Consider the following 19,736-nt stretch of genomic DNA (forward strand, 5'->3'; position numbering starts at 1 on the left):
GCGGCTTGCCTCAGTCGGCCAGCACCCATGTGTCCTTGGTGCCGCCGCCCTGGCTCGAATTGACCACCAGCGAGCCCTCCTTTAGCGCCACCCGCGTCAGGCCACCCGGCGTAATGCGGATCTGGTCCGACACCAGCACGAAGGGCCGCAGGTCGACGTGACGCGGCGCGAGGCCCTGCTCGGTGAGAATCGGCGTGGTCGAAAGCGCCAGCGTGGGCTGGGCGATGTAGTTGCCGGGCCGCGCGCGCAGCTTGAGGGCGAAATCCTCGCGCTCTTTCTTCGAGGCGGCAGGTCCGACCAGCATGCCGTAGCCGCCGGAGCCGTGCACTTCCTTCACCACCAGTTCTTCGAGATGCTCCAGCACGTATTTCAGGCTGCTTGCCTCGGAACAGCGCCATGTGGGCACGTTTTCCAGAATCGACTTGCGGCCGGTGTAGAACTCGACGATCTCGGGCATGTATGAATAGATCGCCTTGTCGTCGGCAATGCCGGTGCCCGGCGCATTGGCAATCGTGATGTTGCCCGCGCGGTAGACGTCCATGATGCCAGGCACGCCCAGCACCGAATCGGGGCGGAACGTCAGCGGGTCGAGGTAGGCGTCGTCCAGACGCCGGTACAGCACGTCGATGGCGCGAAAACCTTCGGTGGTGCGCATCGCCACGTGGCCGTCCACGACCTGCAGGTCGCTGCCTTCGACCAGATGCACGCCCATCTGGTCGGCCAGAAACGCATGCTCGTAGTAAGCGGAATTATGGATGCCGGGCGTCAGCACCGCGATGGTCGGGTTGTCGTGATTGCCGCCCGGCGGGCACACCGCCGCCAGCGACTGGCGCAGCAACTCGGGATACGCCTCGACCGGCCGCACCTTGACCTGCTGGAACAGTTCCGGGAACAGCTTCATCATCGTCTCGCGGTTCTCCAGCATGTAGGAGACCCCGGACGGAGTGCGCGCGTTGTCTTCGAGCACGTAGAACTGGTTTTCTGCAGTCCGTACGATATCGACGCCGATGATGTGCGTATAGACATTGCCCGGCGGCCGGAAGCCGATCATCTCCGGCAGAAAGGCCTCGTTCTGCGCGATCAGTTCCTTCGGGATACGGCCGGCCCGCACGATTTCCTGACGGTGATAGATATCGTCGAGGAAGGCATTGAGCGCCATCACGCGCTGCTCGATGCCTTGCGACAGGCGCGTCCATTCCGGGCCGGAAATGATGCGCGGAATGATGTCGAACGGAATCAGGCGCTCGGCGGCCTCCTGCTCGCCGTACACGGCGAAGGTGATGCCGGTTCTGCGGAACACGCTCTCCGCGTCCTGCGCCTTTTGCGCGAGATTCGCCGGATGCTGGGTATCGAGCCATTGCTTGAGCAGTTCATACGGCGCGCGCACTCCTTTGTCGGAGCTGAGCATCTCATCGAATGGCGTCACTTCGGTTCTCCGTCGTTGTTGCGGTCTTGCCGGTCCTGCTGTGATTGCAGTGGTTGCTTTCATGGTTATTGCAGGCTGCCTGTCGCAGCCGCCCACGTGCCATTAGGATAGTCGAAAGCCCTCGCCCCCCGCACGCCGATCAAAAATACCGGACCTGCAAGATAACCGCCCGGCGGCGCCTGACGAGTATTCCTGACAAGAATTGACATTCGCCGCGACCTCGACCCATTCAGCATGTGCCGCGCGCGTTGCGCGGAGGATGGCGGCTTGGTGTTTACCCTGTTGCCGGCGCGGGCCGAATGGAGGAAATGCCCGAGGCGCCGACAGGGCCACGCTGTATCATTCCGGTGCGCCGAGCGTCGACGCCCGCCAGGCGGGCGACGATGCGCCGGCGCACAAGCAAAGGAAGCCCATGGTAAAGAAAACACGCCGGCGCGTGCTCATGGCCGGCGTACTCGCAGCGTCCGGCCTGGCCGTTTCGAAATTCGCTCAAGCCATACCGAATGGCAAGCTGACGATCGCCCTCGTGCTGAAGTCGCTCGCGGATCCGTTCTCGATCGCGATGTCGAGCGCCGCGCAGAATTATCAGAAGCACTTCGCCTCGCAGTTCGATCTGGATGTGCTCGGCACCGCCAACGAGACCGACGCGGCCGCGCAGATCCGCATGGTCGAAGAGCTGACCGCCGCCCGCATCAGCGCCATCGTGCTGGCGCCGACCGATTCGAAGGCGCTGGTGCCGGCGGTGATCCGCGCGATCAATGCGGGCGTGATCGTGATCGCCATCGACAACCTGCTCGACGAAACCGACCTCGAAGCCGCTCACCTCGCCGTGCCGTTCGTCGGCCCCGACAACCGCAAGGGCGCCGCCATGGTGGCCAATTACCTCGCCACGCGGCTGACACGCGGCGACGAAGTGGGGATCATCGAAGGCCTCACGCGCGACCGCAACGCCCGGCAGCGCACCGAAGGCTTCCGCAGCGCGATGGAGGCGGCGGGCATGAAGGTGGTCGCGCTCGCGCCGGGCGACTGGGTGTACAGCAAAGGCAAGGCCGCTGCCACGATGATGCTGGCGCAGCATCCGCGCATTCGCGCCCTGCTGTGCGGCAACGACAACATGGCCTCGGGCGCGGTGGATGCGGTGCGCAACGCGCATCGCACCGGCAGCGTGTTGATCACCGGCTATAACAACGACCCGGACATCAAGCCCTTGCTCGATACCGGCCGGATTCTCGCCACGGTGGATCAGTTCGCGGCGCGCCAGGCGGTGTTCGGCGTCGACGTGGCGCTGAAGGCGCTGACGGAATCGACCCGCGAGCAGGACCTGTCGCCGTTCATCGAAACGCCTCTGCAACTGGTGACAAGCGGCGTGCGCTGAGGCGGGCGGCGGGCCTGGCCGCATCCCCACATGCGCGGCTTGCCGTTTGATTTTTCATTGAGTGACGACGCCACGACTTCACGTCGTGGCCGCTTGCGCCACGCCCTCGCCCACGCCGCCCGGTTCTTTCACCAGCAGACGGCGCAACTGCGCGGTCTGGTTGACCGCGTCGGCCTCAGCCAGCGACAGATGCCGGCGCGGCAGCGCCACGTAGTTCGCGTCGTGCGGAGTGCCGCGCAAATGCGCGTCGATCTCGCGGCTCACCGCCGCGATCCATTCGATCAACGCATTGTCGGCCCGCGCCTGGTTCGCCGCGAAGCGCATGCGGGTGGCGGTGCCGGCCACGCGCCGCAGCAACGCCAGCGCGGTAACGGCGGCGCGGTCGGCGAGCGAGCTCTCCAGTTTCTCCAGACGCAGGCGGTTGAACGCCTCTTCCGCATTGTTGCTGGCAAGGCCGGCGGCGCGCCGCAACCGCTCCACTTCGATATCCTCGCCACCGGCATGTTCGAGCGCGCCTACGAGGTAGTCGAAATTGGCCTGTACGGCGTCGGCGAGGCGCATCCGAAAATCGATCGGCTCGCGGCTCGGCCACAGCACAAAGGTGGCGAGCAGGGCAATCGAACAGCCCAGCACGTTATTGCCGAGCCGGGCGAGCGCGAAGATCAGTTCGCTCGCGCCGGGCGTGGCGAAGTCGGCCACCAGCACGAAAGTGGGCGTGAGAAACAGCACGAAGAGGCTGTAGCTCACCGGACGCAGCGCCATGGTCGCGCAGACGAGCGGAAACACGATCAGCGAAATGGCGATGGGCGAATGAACCGCGAAGCCGATCGCCGCCGCCAGCAGGCCGCCGGCGATGCTGCCCGCCGCGCGCTCGATGCTGCGCGGCCAGGTGGCCGCAATCGACGGCTGCAGGATCAGCAGGATCGCCATGGTGGCCCAGTAGCCGAACGGCAGATGCAGCGCCCGCACGATCATGAAGCCCGCCGTGACGGCCACGCCGACCCGCGCCGCATGCCGCAAGCCGATGGACTGCAGCGACGCGTTGGCCTTGAGCGTCACCGAGGCGCGCGCCAGGTTGTCGGCGGCGGCCCGCAGCCAGCCGGCCTCGCGGCGCGGCGTTGGTTCGAAGGCGAGCCCGCCCGCAGCACGCAGCCTTAACGCGAGCGGTTCGCCAAGCGCCGCTTCCAGCGAGCCGGCCAGCTTTTGCAAACGGCGTTGCAGCGCGGCCAGCGCGGTCCAGCGGTCTTCGACGACGGGCTTGTCGTTCGGCTCGCTGACCACGCGACCGATCCGCAGCATCACCTCGGCCAGCGCGGACAACAGGCGCGCCGCCCGCCGCGGTTCATGCAGCGTGTGATGACCGCGCTCGCAGGCATCCGTCACGGCGATCAGGTAGGCGAACAGCCGCTCGGTATCCGCCAACGCCAGCACGAGGTATTCATAGGTTTCACGCTGACCGGCGCGTGAATTCGGCACCTTGGCCAGCGCCTTGCGCGCCGTTTCGAGGGCGGCGCGCGCCTGCCCTCGATAAGTCGCGGCGTGGCGGGCCCACTGGCCGAAGTCGGCGGTGTCACGGCGCAGCAGACGGGCGCTGTCGAGCGCGATATCCGCGAGCCGGCCATAGACCGCGCGCAAGGCGTCGCGGCTCGGCCCGAACGGATGAATGCGCCACACGGTCAGGCTCAGGACCACCGCGAACAGGCAACCCGAAAGATAGATGGCGAGGAACGGCAAGCCTTCGGTGAGACTGTGCATCGGCTTGTCGACCATCACCACGCAGGCGGTGGCGGCCAGAATCCCCACCTGCGAGGCGGCCGAGCCCCAGACCCGCGCCAACGCGCCCGCAGTGGCAAACAGCAGGATCGCAGCGGTCGCGGCCAGCGTGCCCGCGCCGGAAACCAGGGCGGTGAGGCCGCCGCAAAGCGTCGACAGCAGCGCGAAGCTCACCATGGAGGCGAAGCGCATGCGGTTGGAGCCGGCCGCATCGGCAAGACAAGTCCAGAACGCGCCGATCGACGCCCATGCGAACAGTGGGTCGTGCAGCAGATAGCCCAGCAGCAGCATCGACGTGGCCGCGCAAGCGGCGCGCAGCCCTTCCGACAGATTGGTCTCGTCCATCGCGAACGACACCATCCACACCGGCCGCCGGCGCGAGACGAAATCGGCCAGCGCGTGCAAGGTGTTCAGGCGGCGATTGGCGGCGTGCTTTGCCCTGCGTTGGAAATGACCAAACATTGAGCCTTGGGAATGGGAGGGGCCTAAACCCGCGCTAAACCGAACCCTTCCGGCCGGTTTCGCGCGTCACCTTGACAAGAATCAACATGATACGGGTAAACCCTCCCATGCCAATATGAGTTCGCTGCATGACGAGGATGCCTTTTTCCCATTGGCGAGGCAAATGCGCATGCCGGGCAAGACGCGTCAACGCCGCCCGGACTCGTCAGGAGCGAATGGGTGACGCTATGGGTCGCGCTATTGGCGGCGTTATGGGTGGCGCGGGCGGCGTTATGCGCGGCGCCATTGCGCGAGCAAGGCGGGCAATTGCTGCATGTCTTCGAACACCGCCGCGACGCCCACCGCGCGCAGGCCATCCGGTGTGCCGTGGCCGAGCCCGGACGGACTGTAGCCAAACACGGTAGCGCCGGCCGCCACACCGGCGGTTGCGCCGGTCACCGTGTCTTCCACCACGGCGCAACGTTTCGGGTCCACGCCCAACGCCGCTGCGGCAGTGAGGTACACATCGGGATGCGGCTTGTTGCGCGGCAATTCGTGGCCGCTAAAGATACGGCCCGCGAAATATTCGAGCACGCCGGTTTTCTTCAGTTGCATCTCGATCTTGTAGCGATCCGCGCCCGAGGCGACGGCAATGCGGCCATCGAGCGCATCGTGGAGCGTGCGCACTACCGCCGCCGCACCGTCGATGCCGGCCAGCTCGCTTTCGAGCGCCATGTTGCGGCGCTCGCGGAATTGCGTGAGCCATTCATCCGTGATGGCGACACCCGTATTCGCCTCGATGAGCGCCGCTTCGTCCCGCACCATTTTGCCGACGAATAGCCGCGTGCATTCTTCGGCGCCGATCTTCCAGCCTAGCTCGCCCAGCATCTGCGCGAGCACGCGGTTGGTGATGAATTCGGAGTCGACGAGCACGCCGTCGCAATCGAAAAGTACGGCGTCGAAGGGGAAGGAAGGCATTCTGGCGATAGGCTGGAGGGTCTCGAAGGGCTAAAGGATACTGTAGGTTCGGCCTGCGTGGGTGCCGGCGCGGCGGCCAGTGCATGTATCGACGCCTTCGCTCAACGATCCCCCTCGCGCACCGAGGACGCATGCCGGCACAACGCCCGCACTTCCAGCTTCATATACGGAAACAGCGGCAATTGGCTCAACACCTCGTGCAGATGCGCCGGGCTTTCGACGTCGAAGATGCTGATATTCGCGTAGTGTCCCGCGATACGCCAGAGATGCCGCCATACCCCCTCTTCCTGCAGCTTCTGCGAGAGCGCCTTCTCGTCGGCCTTGAGCCGCGCGGCGTGCTCGGCGTCCATCTCGGGCGGCAGATTGACCGTCATTTCGACGTGAAACAGCATGCTTGCCTCCTGGTTGTGTTCGAAGCCCCGGCGACGCCGCAAAGCGTGCAACTAAGGCTGTGGCGGATATTGATTAGCAGTACGTGGTTTATGCCTCGGCGCGCACGCGGTCCACTTCCGCGCCCGGCAGATTGTCGCGATCCCTGAACAGCGTGAAGTCGAAGTCGATCAGCGCGAAATTCCCGTCCACGCCATACGGTTTGCCCTGCGCGCCCTCGGCCTGCTTGACCACCGGTACGAGGCCCTCGCGCGTAGCGAACGCGAAGTCATCCCACAGGTACGGATCGCCGTCGATGTTGATTTGCGTGGTCAGCTTGCGAAAACCCGGCGCCGAAATAAAGAAGTGAATATGCGCCGGACGATGCCCATGACGGCCAAGCTGATCGAGCAGGCGTTGCGTCTGCCCTTGCGGCGGCACGCTGTAACCCACCGGCACCACGCTGCGGAAACTGTAATGGCCATCGGCGCCGGTGCGAATCGAGCGGCGCAGATTGAAGGCCGCTTGCGACGGGTCGAAGTACGAATAGTTGCCCAGATGATTCGCGTGCCACACTTCGACCAGCGCGTTCGCAAGCGGCTTGCCGTCCTCGCCGAGCACACGGCCGCGCATCACCAAGGTCTCGCCGGGGTCCGAGCCGTCGTCGAGTCGCGCGTGGCCTTCGGCGAGCGGCGCGCCCGCTACATACAGCGGTCCTTCGATGGTGCGCGGCGTACCGCCTTCGATACCGGCTCGCGCCTCCGCTTCATCCAGACGCAGATCGAGGAAATGTTCGAAGCCAAGACCCGCGGCCAACAAACCGAGCTCGCCGCTCTTGCCCGCTTCGCCGAGATAATTCAGCGCGGTCCAGAATTCGTCCGGTTGCACGTCGAGTTCTTCGATCGTGTAAAACAGATCGCGCACGATGCGGTTGACGATTTACTTGGTGCGCGGGTTACCTTCGTGGGTGGCGCTGGCGTTGATCTTCTGTAGCAGCGCGTCGATGGCTTGCCTGTTCATGAGGGTATCTCCCTCAGTCAATCTTATGGATAGCTAATGATCTAAAGCCTTAGCTCGTGATGATGCTTGCACCTTGGGTCGAATCGCGCCGAAGGCGCTCGATCTTGTTCCAGTCCAGCGTGATGCCCAGACCTGGCCCCTGCGGCAGTTGCAAGGAAAACTGCTCGTAGCGCAGCGGTTCGGTGAGAATCTCTTCGGTCAGCAGCAGCGGACCGAAGAGTTCGGTGCCCCACTTCAGCGCACTAAAGGTGCTAAAGAGTTGCGCCGAGGCGATCGTGCCCACCGCGCCTTCGAGCATCGTGCCGCCATACAGGTCGATATTTGCCGCAGCGGCGATGGCCGCCACCTGCGCGGCGCCGCTCAGTCCGCCCGACTGGGCGATCTTCACCGCGAACACGTCGGCGGCCTGTGCGCCGGCAAGCGCAAAGGCGTCGGCCGGACCGTGCAGCGCTTCGTCGGCCATGATCGGCACCTGCGCCAGTTTCGTCAGGCGCTCGAGCCCCGCATGATTTTCGGCGGCAATCGGCTGCTCGATCAGCGTGACGCCGGCCTCGGCGAGGCGCCGCGCCGCCCAGATCGCTTCGGATTCGCTCCACGCCTGATTCACGTCCACCCGCACTTCGCCGCGCCCTTCAAGGGCTTTTCCAATCGCGGCCACATGCGCCACATCGGCGGCGACGGAACGTGCGCCGATCTTCAGCTTGAATACGCGGTGACGCTTCGCTTCAAAGACGCGCTCGGCCTCGTCGATATCGCGCTGCGTGTCGCCGCTCGCGAGAGTCCACGCTATCGCGCACGCGGCCGCCTAACAATTCGGATAGCGGCACGCCGAGACGCTGCGCCTGAGCATCGAACAAGGCCGTTTCAAGGGCGGATTTGGCAAAACGATTGCCCTGAAACAGCCCACGCAGCTTCGCCATGGCAGCGCCCGGACGGGCTGCGTTCATTCCCACCAGCATGGGGGCAAAGTAAGTGTCGATATTGACCTTGATGCTTTCCGGACTTTCCTCGCCATACGCCAGGCCACCGATGGTGGTGCCCTCGCCCACGCCGACGATACCGTCGGCGCAGCGAATCCGCACCAGCACGAGAGTCTGGCAGTTCATGGTGGCGACCGAGAGCCGATGTGGGCGAATCGTCGGGACGTCGACCAGGATCGTCTCCACGCGCTCGATCTTCACGGGTGTTGCTATCATGCCAGGACTCCTCGACTGCTTTGCTGTGGACACCATCTTAGGAACAAAGCCGCGCCGCAGTCCAACACCGATTCCGACTACTTTCATACCTTAGGGGTATGCATGGAAATTCGCCAACTTCGCTACTTCATTGCCGTGGCGGAAGAAATGAACATCACGCGTGCTGCCGATCGCCTGAATATGACGCAGCCGCCGCTTAGCCGGCAGATCCAGCAGATCGAGGAAAACGTGGGGCTCGCCCTGTTCGCGCGCGGCTCGCGGCCATTGCGTCTGACCGAGGCGGGCCGCATCTTCTATACGCAGGCAAAACGGCTGGTCGGCGAGGCCGACGAACTCGCTCCGCTCACGCGGCGTCTCGCGCAACTGGCCGAGCGAATCGTGATCGGCTTCGTACCGTCGACGTTATATGGCGCCCTGCCCGCCGTGATCCGCGCGTTCCGCGAGGCGGCGCCGCAGATCGAACTGTCGCTCATCGAGATGTTCACTATCGAGCAACTGGGCGCCCTCAAAGGTGGACGCATCGACGTGGGTTTTGGGCGTTTGCGTTTCGACGATGTGCAACTGGCGCGCGAGGTACTCGTCGAAGAACGGATGATTGCCGCGCTACCGCAAGGGCATCGGCTGGCACGGCAAAAGAAGGCATTGACACTGGCCGCGCTGGCGCAGGAAACCTTGATCGTTTATCCGAGCACGCCGCGGCCGAGCTATGCGGACCAGCAGCTATCGGCCATGCACGATCATGCGCTGGAACCGAAAGCGATTCATGAAGTGAGGGAATTGCAGACCGCATTGGGTCTGGTGGCGGCGCAGGTGGGCGTATGTCTCGTGCCGGAGAGCGTGGAAGGCTTGCGCGCGCACGGCGTGGTGTACCGGCCAATTCCGGCGGCACATGCGGTGTCGCCGATCATCATGAGCCGGCGCCTGCAGGACGAATCGCCGGCGACCACGTTACTGTGTTCGCTGGCGCGTAAGCTGTTCCGCGACGGTTAATGCAAGGCACCGCATACGGCCGCGCCGACATCTCTTCGGTGTAAGCGAGTCCGTGTTTGCAGACGAAATCGAGTTGGCCGTAGGCGTATTCTGAAACCAGAATACCGCTTAACCCACGAACTGTTGCAACTGTCCGATGCTGTCCTTCAATTCACTCTCCAGTTGAGCGAACAACTCGGCGGCAGGCAAATGCCTGGCAAGCGCCGCGGCCTGGCCCGCCCACTGCGCGCCGTAACCAAACTCGCCTTTGGTTTTGCCGGCGGCGTGAAGCGCTTTGCCCGCATCATAGGCAATCGGATAAACCGGCGCTTGCGGCGCACCTGCCTTTTCGCCCAACTCCGTGAAGCGGTTCACCATGCTGCGGGCGACGCGGCCGGAAATGGCCCGCGTCAATGTGGTCCGACGTGCCGCCTCGCCCAGTAATGCGCGCCGGTAGCCTTCGTCGATCGAAGTTTCCGGGCATGCAACAAAGGCCGTTCCCAATAGCGCGGCCTGAGCGCCGAGCGCCAGCGCCGCGGCAATTCCCGCGCCATCCATAATGCCGCCCGCGGCAATCACCGGCAGATCGAATTGCCTGACCAATAGACGCGTCAGGGCAAACGTGCCCAGATGATCGTCGGCTGCATCCGACTCGAAGATACCGCGATGGCCGCCTGCCTCGATACCCTGCGCAACGATTGCATCGACACCCGCCGCCGCGACCTGCTGCGCTTCATGCAGATTCGTTGCGGACGCAAGCAGTTTGATGCCGGCCTTCTTCAACTCCGCGATGACTTCAGCGGGCGGCAAGCCAAAATGGAAACTCACCACCGCCGGCTTCTCTTCGACGAAAACCGCCAGCATGGCCGGGTCTTCCACGAAGCTCGTATAGATCTCCGACAACGTGGCCGGCGGCGCGGCGCCAAACTGCTCGAACTGCGGCGCGAGCCACGTCAGCCATTGGCGCTCCACGGCGGCATCCGCAGCAGCCGGGCGGTGACAGAAGACGTTGACGTTGAACGGCTTCGAGGTCAGCGCCTGCGTTTCCTTGATGACCTTGCGGGCGCCGGCGGCGTTCATCGCCCCGACACCCAGCGCTCCAAGGCCGCCAGCGTTCGATACGGCCGCCGCCAACGCTGGCGTGCTCACACCGGCCATGGGCGCCTGGAAGATCGGCTTCTCGACGTTCAGCAGACGCAGCAGTGCCCGATGGTCTGTCTGGTGAGTCATGTCTATTCCTTTATCAAGTTGGGTTGCTCGCCCATGTCCTGACATATTGAACCAGTTCCTCGTAAGCGCCACTACGATACGCCGCACGCGCAACCAGAAACGTGTCGATCATCGCGATGGGCCGCGTCACGACATCGAGCGGAGCGCGCTGCAAATCCAGTACGGATTTCGGACACAGCGCGAAACAGGACCCCGCCGCCACGCTCGCGAGAATGGCATGGTACGAGGCCAGCTCGAGCGTATTCCAGCCGCGATGCTGCGAATCCGCGTGGCCGAGCCAGCCTTCGAGCACGCCGCGATACGCACAGCCGCCGGGAAACACCGCCGCCGTCGTCAGTGTGATATCGCGCGGCCGTTTGACCGGCGCGTGATTGGGCGGCAGGACCAGCAGCATTTCTTCGGTGTACGCACGAGTTGCCTGCAAGCCACGCGCCGCGAATGGATTGATGGATTCGACGGCGCCCTGAAAGACAGCCTCGGCGACAAACGCGCAGTCGAGGCGATCGCCCAGCACGTCCTCCATCAGCGAACGCGACGTGCCGATCGAAATATCCATGGCGATTTGCGGCCATCTGCTGTGATACGCCGAAAGCAGCCCGGGCAGACGGGCCGCCGCCGTGCTTTCCATCGCGCCGATGCGCAGCCGGTCGGCGGCCTGATCGGGCTTCATGGCCTGGCGCGCTTCCTCTGCCAACGACAGCAGGCGCTGCGCATACCCAAGCATCTGCTGCCCTTTCGGCGTGAGCGTCATACGCCGGCCGCTACGCGAAAACAGCTGGACGTCCAGTTCCTCTTCGAGATGCCTGACCCGCGTGGTGACGTTCGACTGCACCCGCGCCAGATGCCGGGCCGCCCGCGTAACGCTCTTCTGCGTCGCTACGGCGTGGAATATTTCCAGCGTTGAAAACTCCATTGCGGCCTCGTTCAGATTCTCGCCAGGGGATTGACCTTGCACTCATACTCACCTTGGGAGAACGAACGGTCAATCGACTGCCAGGCAAAAGATTCTTTACCCGATGGAAAGGCAAATTCGCCTATTTCGCCTGTTTCTTCGGGTCACAATTGTTGGTCCGCGCAGGGTATTCGAACTTGTCGCCATTGAGCTGGATTACGCAGTTAGCGAAGCCACGCGCGAGGTCATACGTGAGCGACAGCGCGGCCCAGTCGGCATAAATCCCACGACCGGGCATCATCCCTAGCCGATGCCCGGTCGATCAACTACGATCAAGGAGCGCATCATGCCCATCGTCACCATTCAGGTAACCCGCGAAGGCACCCGACCCGGCGCCGACTCGGTCACCGCGCAAGAGAAAGCGCAGCTCATCAAGGGCGTGAGTCATCTGCTGCTCGACGTGCTGAACAAGCCGCTGGAGGCGACATTCGTGATCATTCAGGAAGTGGAAACGGAAAACTGGGGCTGGGGTGGTCTGCCCACCGACGAGTATCGCAAGCAAAAAGGCTGGAAATAGGGGCGTTCGCGGACACAGGTTCTGCGGCGCCATGGTTGAGTGATAAACGGAGAAAACCACAATGGACGGCAAACCTCTTACGCGCGGTATCGACCATCTCGGTCTCGCGGTTCGCGACCTGAACGTCACACGGGACTTTTTTATCCAGTGCCTTGGCTGGAATCTGGTGGGCGAACGTCCCGCCTACCCTGCGGCTTTTGTGTCGGACGGCCATATCATGCTGACACTGTGGCAGGTGACGAATCAGGATCGGCTCGTGGAATTCGACCGCAAGTCCAACGTCGGCCTGCATCATCTCGCGTTGCGTGTAGGCAGCGAAGCAGCGCTCAAGGAGATTTTTGCGCGCGTCACGGCATGGCCGGGCGTCACGGTCGACTTCGCGCCCGAGAACCTGGGCGAAGGACCGAAACAGCACGCGATGGTGTTCGAGCCCGGCGGCATCCGGCTCGAGTTCGATTTCGACCCGCGCATTTAAGCGTCAATCGTCACGAGCACCATCAGCACCAGCCGCATCATCAGCACCGCCCGCGATAAATCGTGCGCGCCATGCCTGTCGTGGCGCGCGACCCCTGAGTTATCGCCTGCGGTGATACCCCTATCGTCACAAACCGTGCGTCTTTGCGCGCCAACGTTGCTAAAGTGACTGGCAACGCGGCGCGATTCTGACTGCGCGGTTTGGGTCAGCCCTATCCCCAATCAAGCGCCGAGAGTCTCCTACCCTGCACCCTGTTTTTCCAGCGAGATCGATGATGGACCAGCTTTACATGTTGCGGGCCTTCGTTGCGGCAACCCAGCATAAGAGTTTCAGCAAGGCAGCCACGTCGCTTGGCGTGACGACGGGGTCCATCTCCAAGGCCATTGCCAAACTCGAAGCGGCGATCCAGACACGGGTACTGCATCGGACCACCCGCTCGGTCACGCTTACCGAAGAGGCGCAAGCCTACTATCTGAGCTGCTGCCGGCTGCTTGCAGAGCTTGACGAGGCCAACCGGCGCATTACCGAGGAACGCGAAGTCGATAGCGGCAGGCTGCGTCTGGTGGTTCATCCGATGCTGGTGAGCGATACGTTTTCGCAGTTGGTGTCGAGCTACAATGCGATTGCGCCGAATGTGAACCTGACGGTGTCGGTGCAGGAAAACGTGGTGAATCTCTATGACGGCCACTATGACATTGCGATCGTGCCGCCGCATCTGGTCGAACAGTCGGCGGTGATTCGCCGGACCTTGTCGAAGTCGTCGAAAGTGCTGGCGGCTTCGCCCGCCTATCTCGCCCGATACGGTGTTCCCGTGCACGCAGCAGACCTGTCCGCACATTTTCTGCTGGTCGATCCACGCCTGCGTCAGCAGGACAGCAATTTTATCGATCTGTTCGAGGATGGCCTGCCGGTGAGAGTCTTGCCGATGGCGTCGATGGATGGCAATGAGGCCCTGTTGCGCGCCGCCGCGCTGACCGGCACCGGCATTGCGGCGCTGCCCGAGGCGATGATCCATCGGGACCTGGCAAACGGCCAACTGGTGCACGTCTTGCAGGGCTGTTCGACCTCGGAGAGCGATGTCGAAGTCTGTCTGTTTTATTCGCACCGCGAACTGTTGCCGGCGCGGTTTCGGACCTTCGTCGACTTTTGCACGACGTTTTTCCGCGGCGAACGTCTTGAGCGGCAAGCGGTTGCGAAACCGGCTGCCAATGCCGAACGGCTTGAGCGGCGCGCTTAAGCCGCCACCATCAACGGGTCCTGCTCGGAACGCGCGATTTCGATAAACGCCTGCATCGCACTCGATACATACGCATCGTGCCGACGCACAAACAGTGTTTCGACATGCGCCTTTTCCGGTGCAAGCGCGTGAATCGCCACGACGTCCTGCTGCGCCGCGTTCGCCACCACGCCACGCGGCAGCAGCGTCACACCAATGCCCGCCGCCACGCACGCGATAATTGCATCCAGCGACCCGAATTCCAGCGGCGTGGCCGTGACAATGCCCATTTCGGCAAGCAGGGTTTCGAGCCGCTGACGATACGAGCAGCCCAACCGGAACACGATGGTCTTGAGATTAGGAATGGTGTTGAGGGCTTCGAGCGAGCGCATCGTGCGCGGCGTCACCAGCACCAGCTCTTCGCTAAAGATGGTCTCGGTGTGCAGGTCCGGATGATCTACCGGGCCGGCCACGAACGCGCCGTCCAGACGGCACTCCGCCACGTCCGCGGTGAGACTGGCGCTGGTGCCCGTGGAGAGCGACAAACGCACCTGCGGATAGGTCCGCGCGAAATGGCTCAGGATGGGCGACAGGCGCAGCGCCGCCGTGGTTTCGAGCGTGCCGAGTATCAATGCGCCGTTAGGCGGACCGTCGTCCTGCGCCGCGAGTTTGGCGTCGGACACCAGTTTTGCAATGCGCGCCGCGTAAGGCAGCATGCGCTGCCCGGCCGGCGTCAGGCTGACGCCGCGCACATGGCGGTGAAACAGCGCAACGCCAACCTCTCTTTCCAGCGCGCGAATCCGCGCCGTGACATTCGACTGCACCGTATGCAATTCGGCGGCCGCCTTGTTCATGCTGCCATGGCGGGCGACAGCTTCGAGTACCTTTAGATCGGCGACGTCCATGCTTTGCACCTATCGAAATGATCCGCACTTTCACGACGGCCAGTCTACCGCGGCGTCGTTATTCCCGCTCTTGCACGGCCTTGATCAGGTTGTTGCGCAGCGTGGCGATCGACTTCTGCACCTTGCTGAACTCCTGGCGGGTCAGCCCGCACGCATCCACGAGGTCCATATTGAGGCCCTTTTCGCGCAAACGGCGGCCGGCTTTGGTAAGGCTCACCAGCACCTGGCGTTCGTCCGAAGGATCGCGCTGCCGGTACAGATAGCCCATTGCCTCGAGTTTCTTGAGGATGGGCGTGAGCGTGTTCGACTCGAGAAACAGCTTTTCGCCGAGGCTGCCGACCGTCTGGTTGTCTTCCTCCCACAACGCAATGATCGTAATGTATTGCGTGTAAGTGAGCCCCAGTTCGTCGAGGATGGGCTTGTAGGCCTTGCCGAAGGCAAGATTCGCGGAATAAACCGCGAAGCAGAGAAAGTCGGCCAGCTTCGGGGCGGCGGTGTCGGGCTTTTCGATCGTGCTCATCTGCGTCCTTTTCTTCAGCCAGGCTGCTGCGTCATGGAGCCACGATTATATATCGGATGCGATTAACTCGCAAAAGCTGTATTTTTCGCAAAGCCCGGCTAATGGAGCATGGTTGCGTCGGCTGCGGAATCTGGGGCATGTAAGCTCAGGCAAAGGGACGCATCTCAACGCCCGGCGTCCCTCACCCAGCGGTCGTATGCAGCGCAGGCCAGCAACAACGCGCCGGTGACGAAAAACACGTAACGCATGCCGAAATGCACGCCGATCGCGCCACCGATAAGCGGCCCCGTTACCTGTCCCGCGTATTGAGCGGACTGCAGATAGCCCAGCATCTTGCCGGACTCGTGCTCACGCACCGCCTGGCGCACGAGTTTGGCAATCGCCGGCAGCAGGCCGGCGAGAGTCATGCCCATCAGTCCGCGTAGCGCGGCCAGTTGCCACCACTCGGTCACGAAGGCCTGTGGGATCATGACAATGCCAGTCGCCACCAGGCAACCGATGATAACGTTCCAGCCGCCGATGCGATCCGCCAACGCCCCGAGCCGGGCCGCCATTACCATGCTGCCGAACGCGGAACATGCCATCACGATGCCGGCCACGGTGGCGAGGCGGTTGTGCGCCACGCCCAACTGGCCGATATACACCGTGATGATCGGCTCGATCGACATGTTGGACAGCAGCACCATCATGGCGGTAACCAGCAACGCGCCGAGGACCGCGTAATTGCGCTTGCCATGCTGCACGCCGGCGCCAGGCTGCTTCGATTTATTCTGCGGTCGATATGTAAAGTCTTCGCGTACCAACGTAACGGTCAACAACGCCGCCACAGCGATCATCCCGCCTGCGGCAAAAAATGCGCCACGAATGCCGATCAGATTCGGCAGCAAGCCACCAATCAGCGGGCCGATCAGATTACCGGCGAGCACACCCGTCGACAGCACGCCCAAGGCCCAGCCGGCACGTTCAGGCGGCGCCTGGGTCCCGATCATCACAATCGATGCGGACGCGTAGCCGCCAATCAGGCCGGCGGCGAAACGCAACGCCACCAGCTCGTAGACGTTGTGTGCCAGACCGATGGTGGACATCACCACCGCCATGCCGACCGCGGCACGAATCAGCATGGGCTTGCGTCCATAGCGATCGGCGAGCTGTCCCCAGATGGGCGCCGTGACGGCCGTGCCCAGAAACGTCACGCCGAACGCGACGCCCGACCACTGCACGATGGCCGAGGTCGAACTCACGCCAAGCTGCTGCACGTAGAGCGGAAGAAACGGCAACAGCATGCTCAAACTCACCAGCGTGGTGAACGAGCCGAACACGCAGATAATCAGGTTCCTGCGCCAATACGGTTCGTTGCGGGCCGAGTAGGTAATTTTCTCCGCGCCAGGCGCCGGTTGCGCGAGTCCGTCAGTAGTGTTTGTCATTGCAGTGACTGAATCCCAGGATGGTTGGCCGGATAGCGTGCTTGCGGACTCACCCTCGCCAGCAATTGCATTAACTCCGCAATCGGATGTTGCTCCAGGGTCGACACGAGTTCGATGATCTCGCCGCGCAGCGCCTCGTCTGCATAGGGCTCGCTTAGCCAGTGGAATTTCTCGACCGTGCGCTCCCACGTGAACGGGTTATCGAGGCCGCCTTCGAAGCCGACGTGCTCTTTCGAAACACTCCGGCCGTTCTTGCAGCGGATCGTCACGCGAGTGTTCAGGGCCTGCGGATACTGCGCGCTGAATACCGGGTCCGGCCGCACAGTGACGCGCTTGAGAAGCGCCTGCGTGTCGGCCGCCTGGACGCGCGCCGCTTCTAGCTGAGCCGGCCCTACCATGTCGTCGAGCAACGCCGCTGCAATCAGATACTTCAGGTTGTAGTCGGCCTGTTCCTTGGTTTGTGGATCGTCTTTCGCACCGAAAGCGCCGCCGCCCGCGATGTCGTAGCCCGTCTGGAAGATATCGCACACGACCTCTTCGACATCTCCGGCCTGGATGCCGTTGCGGCGCTTCAGATCGAGCGTAGCCTCAAGCACCGGCTGGCCGTGAATCAACGCGCAGTGCTTCTTCATGACCGTCTCATGGATCACTTCCAGCCGGTGATCGTCCCAATCTACTTCGAGCGGCTGATCGAACATGCGTACCAACCCGTTAGGCCCTTCGAACAGACGCAGTGGTCCCGTGAAACCGCGTTTTGCCAGCGACGCCGCATAGACCGCCCGCATGCCGGTGATGCCCGGCGAAAAGCCTTTCCATTGCGATACCGGCTCCGAGTGGACACAGGTCAACGAAATGTTGTCGGCCGCTGCAATTGCCAGCGCATGAGCAATCTGTTCGGAATCCAAATCAAATAATTTACCGGACGCCGCTGCCGATGAAATCGCCAGTTGAATGGCGTGATTAAAGCCCTTCGCCATCACCGGAACGATTGCGGTGATGCGGCAGCCGATCTCATACGCCACCGCAAGCGCAAGCATGAAGGCTTCGCCGCTTGCCGCCGCGTGCTCGGCGGCGGCGAGGACGGTGCCGAAGTTGTCGCTGGGATGACACAGGCCGCCTGGCGACATATAGCTGTCGAGCAGATCGACATAACGAACAAGGCTGGTGTTGTACAGCGCGGCCTGATCCGGCGACGAGGTGCCGCCGCCAATCAGCGTGCATGAACCTGACCGGCCGTATTCGTCGAACTGCTCGCGCAGCAGTTCGAACGGCTTGCCCGGCAACGCGCCGATTGCGCAGCCGAGGCTATCGAGAATGTTGCGTTTGAACACCCTCCGCGACTGCGGCGTGAGATGACTGGCATGCGCATCAAAGGCAAACTGGCCGATGCGTTGTGCAGTGGTGGGCGAGTTCATGGGCGAGAGTCTCTCGGTAAGAAGACAATGATGCAAACTCGCATCCTTCCGCCGTGTTATCAAGCGACGCAAAAGCATAGGGGTATCTGGCTTAAAGATACCCCGCGTCCCGCCTCGTTGAGCGCGCGTCGCCCTCCTCGCCCGTCAACACACTTTTTACCCGCAGACAACAATGAATGTGTCCGCCATTCGCGATTCCAGCTCGCAGATGGGGCCGCCGGCAAGCGTCAGCCGTTCGGCTTAGCCTCGATGGCGAGATCATCCGCGCTGGGCGCGCCATCGGCCCGATGATTGGCCGCTGCCGTAAAGCATTGTTTCCTCGCCGGAAAAAATTATGCGAAAAAGCAGTTAGCGGTAAAAGATCGCGACCGCTCGGGGCGCGGAAAACGTTTGCTTCGTCGCACGTGACGTAAAAAAAAGCGCGGCCCGCAGGCCGCGCAATAACAAAGATGAAAAGCCGCCAAGCAAAGCGGCGATAAGCAGTCTAAGGCCAAATATCGCGCTCGTTTCAGTGCGGATTGACAATTGAGTCTTGCCCGATTCAAAGAGAATCTTGTTCTCGCCGGCTCAACGCAGTTCGCCTGCCCATCAAGCCGCCGCGACTTCGCCTGGCCTCATCCTCAATCCGCCGATTCCGTTGACTTGTTCCCGGTACGCAAGACTGTTTGTCCTTCGCGGGTATTCGTACTCTGCGGCAAAGCGCCTAGATTGATCACCTGTCGGAATCAAGATCCGATCAGCAACACAACTCATTCAATGGAATTGTTTAGGAGGTTTAAGTGAACACATCGCAGAAGGTTGTCGTTGTAACCGGCGCATCGCAAGGCATTGGCGCAGAAGTCGCAAAAGCGTTCCGCAAGCTGGACTATCGCGTGGTTGCCACTGCGCGCAGCATCAAGCCGTCGGAGGATCCCAACTTCGTGACCGTGGCTGGTGACATTGCCGACCCGGAAACCGCCCGGCGGGTAATCAAGGAAGCCGTGACGCGCTTTGGCCGCGTCGATACGCTCGTCAACAACGCCGGCGTGTTCGTCGCCAAGCCCTTTACCGCCTATACCGCGGAAGACTATGCCTCGGTCATGGGCGTCAACGTCCATGGTTTCTTCTACATTACGCAGCTCGCCGTTGCGGAAATGGAAAAGCAGTCTGGCGGCCACATCGTCAGTGTGAGTACCACGCTGACCGACCATGCCATCGATGGCGTGCCGTCAGTGCTCGCTTCGCTCACGAAGGGCGGTCTGAACTCGGCGACGAAATCACTCGCAATCGAATACGCAAAACGCGGCATTCGCGCCAATGCGGTGTCACCTGGCATCATCAAGTCGCCGATGCATGCTGTGGAAACTCATGCCGCGCTTGGCGGGCTTCATCCGATGGGCCACATGGGCGAGATGGCCGATATCGTCAATGCAATTCTGTATCTGGATTCCGCGCCGTTCGTGACCGGCGAGATTCTGCATGTCGATGGTGGTCAGAGCGCAGGACACTAAGCATTCCCAGGTAATTTTCTGGAACGAGGGACGCCGCGCGGCGGC

General features: G+C 62.6%; 16 protein-coding genes and 2 pseudogenes. 6 read left to right on the top strand and 12 right to left on the bottom strand.

Annotated elements, in window-relative coordinates:
- Positions 1–10 precede the first annotated feature (10 nt).
- Entirely contained in the window at positions 11–1,408 is a 1,398-nt protein-coding gene (locus FQ755_RS20610) for a circularly permuted type 2 ATP-grasp protein (RefSeq protein WP_409937534.1), read from the bottom strand.
- A gap of 430 nt (positions 1,409–1,838) precedes the next feature.
- On the opposite strand from FQ755_RS20610, the gene FQ755_RS20615 reads away from it, so the two are divergent.
- On the top strand, positions 1,839–2,801 hold the full coding sequence (locus FQ755_RS20615; RefSeq protein WP_144156639.1) for a substrate-binding domain-containing protein: 963 nt from the start codon (positions 1,839–1,841) through the stop codon (positions 2,799–2,801).
- Between the two features lie 78 nt (positions 2,802–2,879).
- Here the strand turns inward: FQ755_RS20615 and FQ755_RS20620 are convergent, their stop codons facing one another.
- The 5 genes and pseudogenes from FQ755_RS20620 to FQ755_RS20640 form a co-directional block, all read right to left on the bottom strand.
- Positions 2,880–5,036 carry an FUSC family protein gene (locus FQ755_RS20620; RefSeq protein ID WP_144156640.1) on the bottom strand — a complete coding sequence of 719 codons (2,157 nt, stop codon included), beginning with the start codon at positions 5,034–5,036 and terminating at the stop codon, positions 2,880–2,882.
- Between the two features lie 270 nt (positions 5,037–5,306).
- Positions 5,307–5,993 carry an HAD family hydrolase gene (locus FQ755_RS20625; RefSeq protein WP_144156641.1) on the bottom strand — a complete coding sequence of 229 codons (687 nt, stop codon included), beginning with the start codon at positions 5,991–5,993 and terminating at the stop codon, positions 5,307–5,309.
- A 101-nt stretch (positions 5,994–6,094) separates the two neighbouring features.
- On the bottom strand, positions 6,095–6,385 hold the full coding sequence (gene catC / locus FQ755_RS20630) for a muconolactone Delta-isomerase (protein ID WP_144156642.1): 291 nt from the start codon (positions 6,383–6,385) through the stop codon (positions 6,095–6,097).
- An 88-nt stretch (positions 6,386–6,473) separates the two neighbouring features.
- A pseudogene (catA, locus tag FQ755_RS20635) lies at positions 6,474–7,382 on the bottom strand (catechol 1,2-dioxygenase).
- A 49-nt stretch (positions 7,383–7,431) separates the two neighbouring features.
- Positions 7,432–8,578, bottom strand: a pseudogene (locus tag FQ755_RS20640) (muconate/chloromuconate family cycloisomerase).
- Positions 8,579–8,680: 102 nt separating this feature from the next.
- Between FQ755_RS20640 and FQ755_RS20645 the strand changes: the two are divergent.
- Positions 8,681–9,568 carry a LysR family transcriptional regulator gene (locus tag FQ755_RS20645; protein WP_144156643.1) on the top strand — a complete coding sequence of 296 codons (888 nt, stop codon included), beginning with the start codon at positions 8,681–8,683 and terminating at the stop codon, positions 9,566–9,568.
- Positions 9,569–9,676: 108 nt separating this feature from the next.
- Here FQ755_RS20645 and FQ755_RS20650 read toward each other — a convergent pair whose 3' ends face one another.
- Positions 9,677–10,777 (bottom strand): NAD(P)H-dependent flavin oxidoreductase, encoded by a 1,101-nt coding sequence (locus FQ755_RS20650; protein ID WP_144156644.1) that lies wholly within the window; start codon positions 10,775–10,777, stop codon positions 9,677–9,679.
- Positions 10,778–10,790: 13 nt separating this feature from the next.
- Positions 10,791–11,690, bottom strand: a complete 900-nt coding sequence (locus FQ755_RS20655) for a LysR substrate-binding domain-containing protein (RefSeq protein WP_144156645.1) — start codon at positions 11,688–11,690, stop codon at positions 10,791–10,793.
- A gap of 325 nt (positions 11,691–12,015) precedes the next feature.
- Between FQ755_RS20655 and FQ755_RS20660 the strand changes: the two genes are divergently transcribed.
- The 3 genes from FQ755_RS20660 to FQ755_RS20670 all read left to right on the top strand — a co-directional run bounded on the left by FQ755_RS20660 (position 12,016) and on the right by FQ755_RS20670 (position 13,958).
- A complete protein-coding gene (locus tag FQ755_RS20660; protein WP_144156646.1) occupies positions 12,016–12,246 on the top strand; it encodes a tautomerase family protein in 231 nt (76 codons plus the stop codon).
- Positions 12,247–12,307: 61 nt separating this feature from the next.
- A complete protein-coding gene (locus tag FQ755_RS20665; RefSeq protein ID WP_144156647.1) occupies positions 12,308–12,721 on the top strand; it encodes a VOC family protein in 414 nt (137 codons plus the stop codon).
- A 271-nt stretch (positions 12,722–12,992) separates the two neighbouring features.
- Entirely contained in the window at positions 12,993–13,958 is a 966-nt protein-coding gene (locus FQ755_RS20670; RefSeq protein WP_260858733.1) for a LysR family transcriptional regulator, read from the top strand.
- Here FQ755_RS20670 and FQ755_RS20675 read toward each other — a convergent pair.
- The 4 genes from FQ755_RS20675 to FQ755_RS20690 form a co-directional block, all read right to left on the bottom strand.
- Positions 13,955–14,842: a LysR family transcriptional regulator gene (locus FQ755_RS20675; RefSeq protein ID WP_144156648.1), complete on the bottom strand. Its 888-nt coding sequence runs from the start codon at positions 14,840–14,842 to the stop codon at positions 13,955–13,957. The genes FQ755_RS20670 and FQ755_RS20675 overlap by 4 nt on opposite strands.
- 58 nt (positions 14,843–14,900) lie before the next feature.
- Positions 14,901–15,362 carry a MarR family winged helix-turn-helix transcriptional regulator gene (locus FQ755_RS20680; protein ID WP_144156649.1) on the bottom strand — a complete coding sequence of 154 codons (462 nt, stop codon included), beginning with the start codon at positions 15,360–15,362 and terminating at the stop codon, positions 14,901–14,903.
- A gap of 164 nt (positions 15,363–15,526) precedes the next feature.
- Positions 15,527–16,786, bottom strand: coding sequence for an MFS transporter (locus FQ755_RS20685; RefSeq protein WP_144156650.1), 1,260 nt, complete (start codon positions 16,784–16,786; stop codon positions 15,527–15,529).
- Positions 16,783–18,201: an MmgE/PrpD family protein gene (locus FQ755_RS20690; RefSeq protein ID WP_144156651.1), complete on the bottom strand. Its 1,419-nt coding sequence runs from the start codon at positions 18,199–18,201 to the stop codon at positions 16,783–16,785. Before FQ755_RS20690 ends, FQ755_RS20685 begins: the two co-directional genes overlap by 4 nt.
- Positions 18,202–18,980: 779 nt before the next feature.
- Here FQ755_RS20690 and FQ755_RS20695 point away from each other — a divergent pair.
- The gene (locus tag FQ755_RS20695; protein ID WP_144156652.1) at positions 18,981–19,691 is read left to right on the top strand and encodes an SDR family NAD(P)-dependent oxidoreductase; all 711 of its coding nucleotides are present in this window, start codon (positions 18,981–18,983) and stop codon (positions 19,689–19,691) included.
- The last annotated feature ends 45 nt before the right edge of the window (positions 19,692–19,736 follow it).

It is taken from the genome of Paraburkholderia sp. BCC1885 (assembly GCF_900996235.1).
GTDB lineage: Bacteria > Pseudomonadota > Gammaproteobacteria > Burkholderiales > Burkholderiaceae > Paraburkholderia.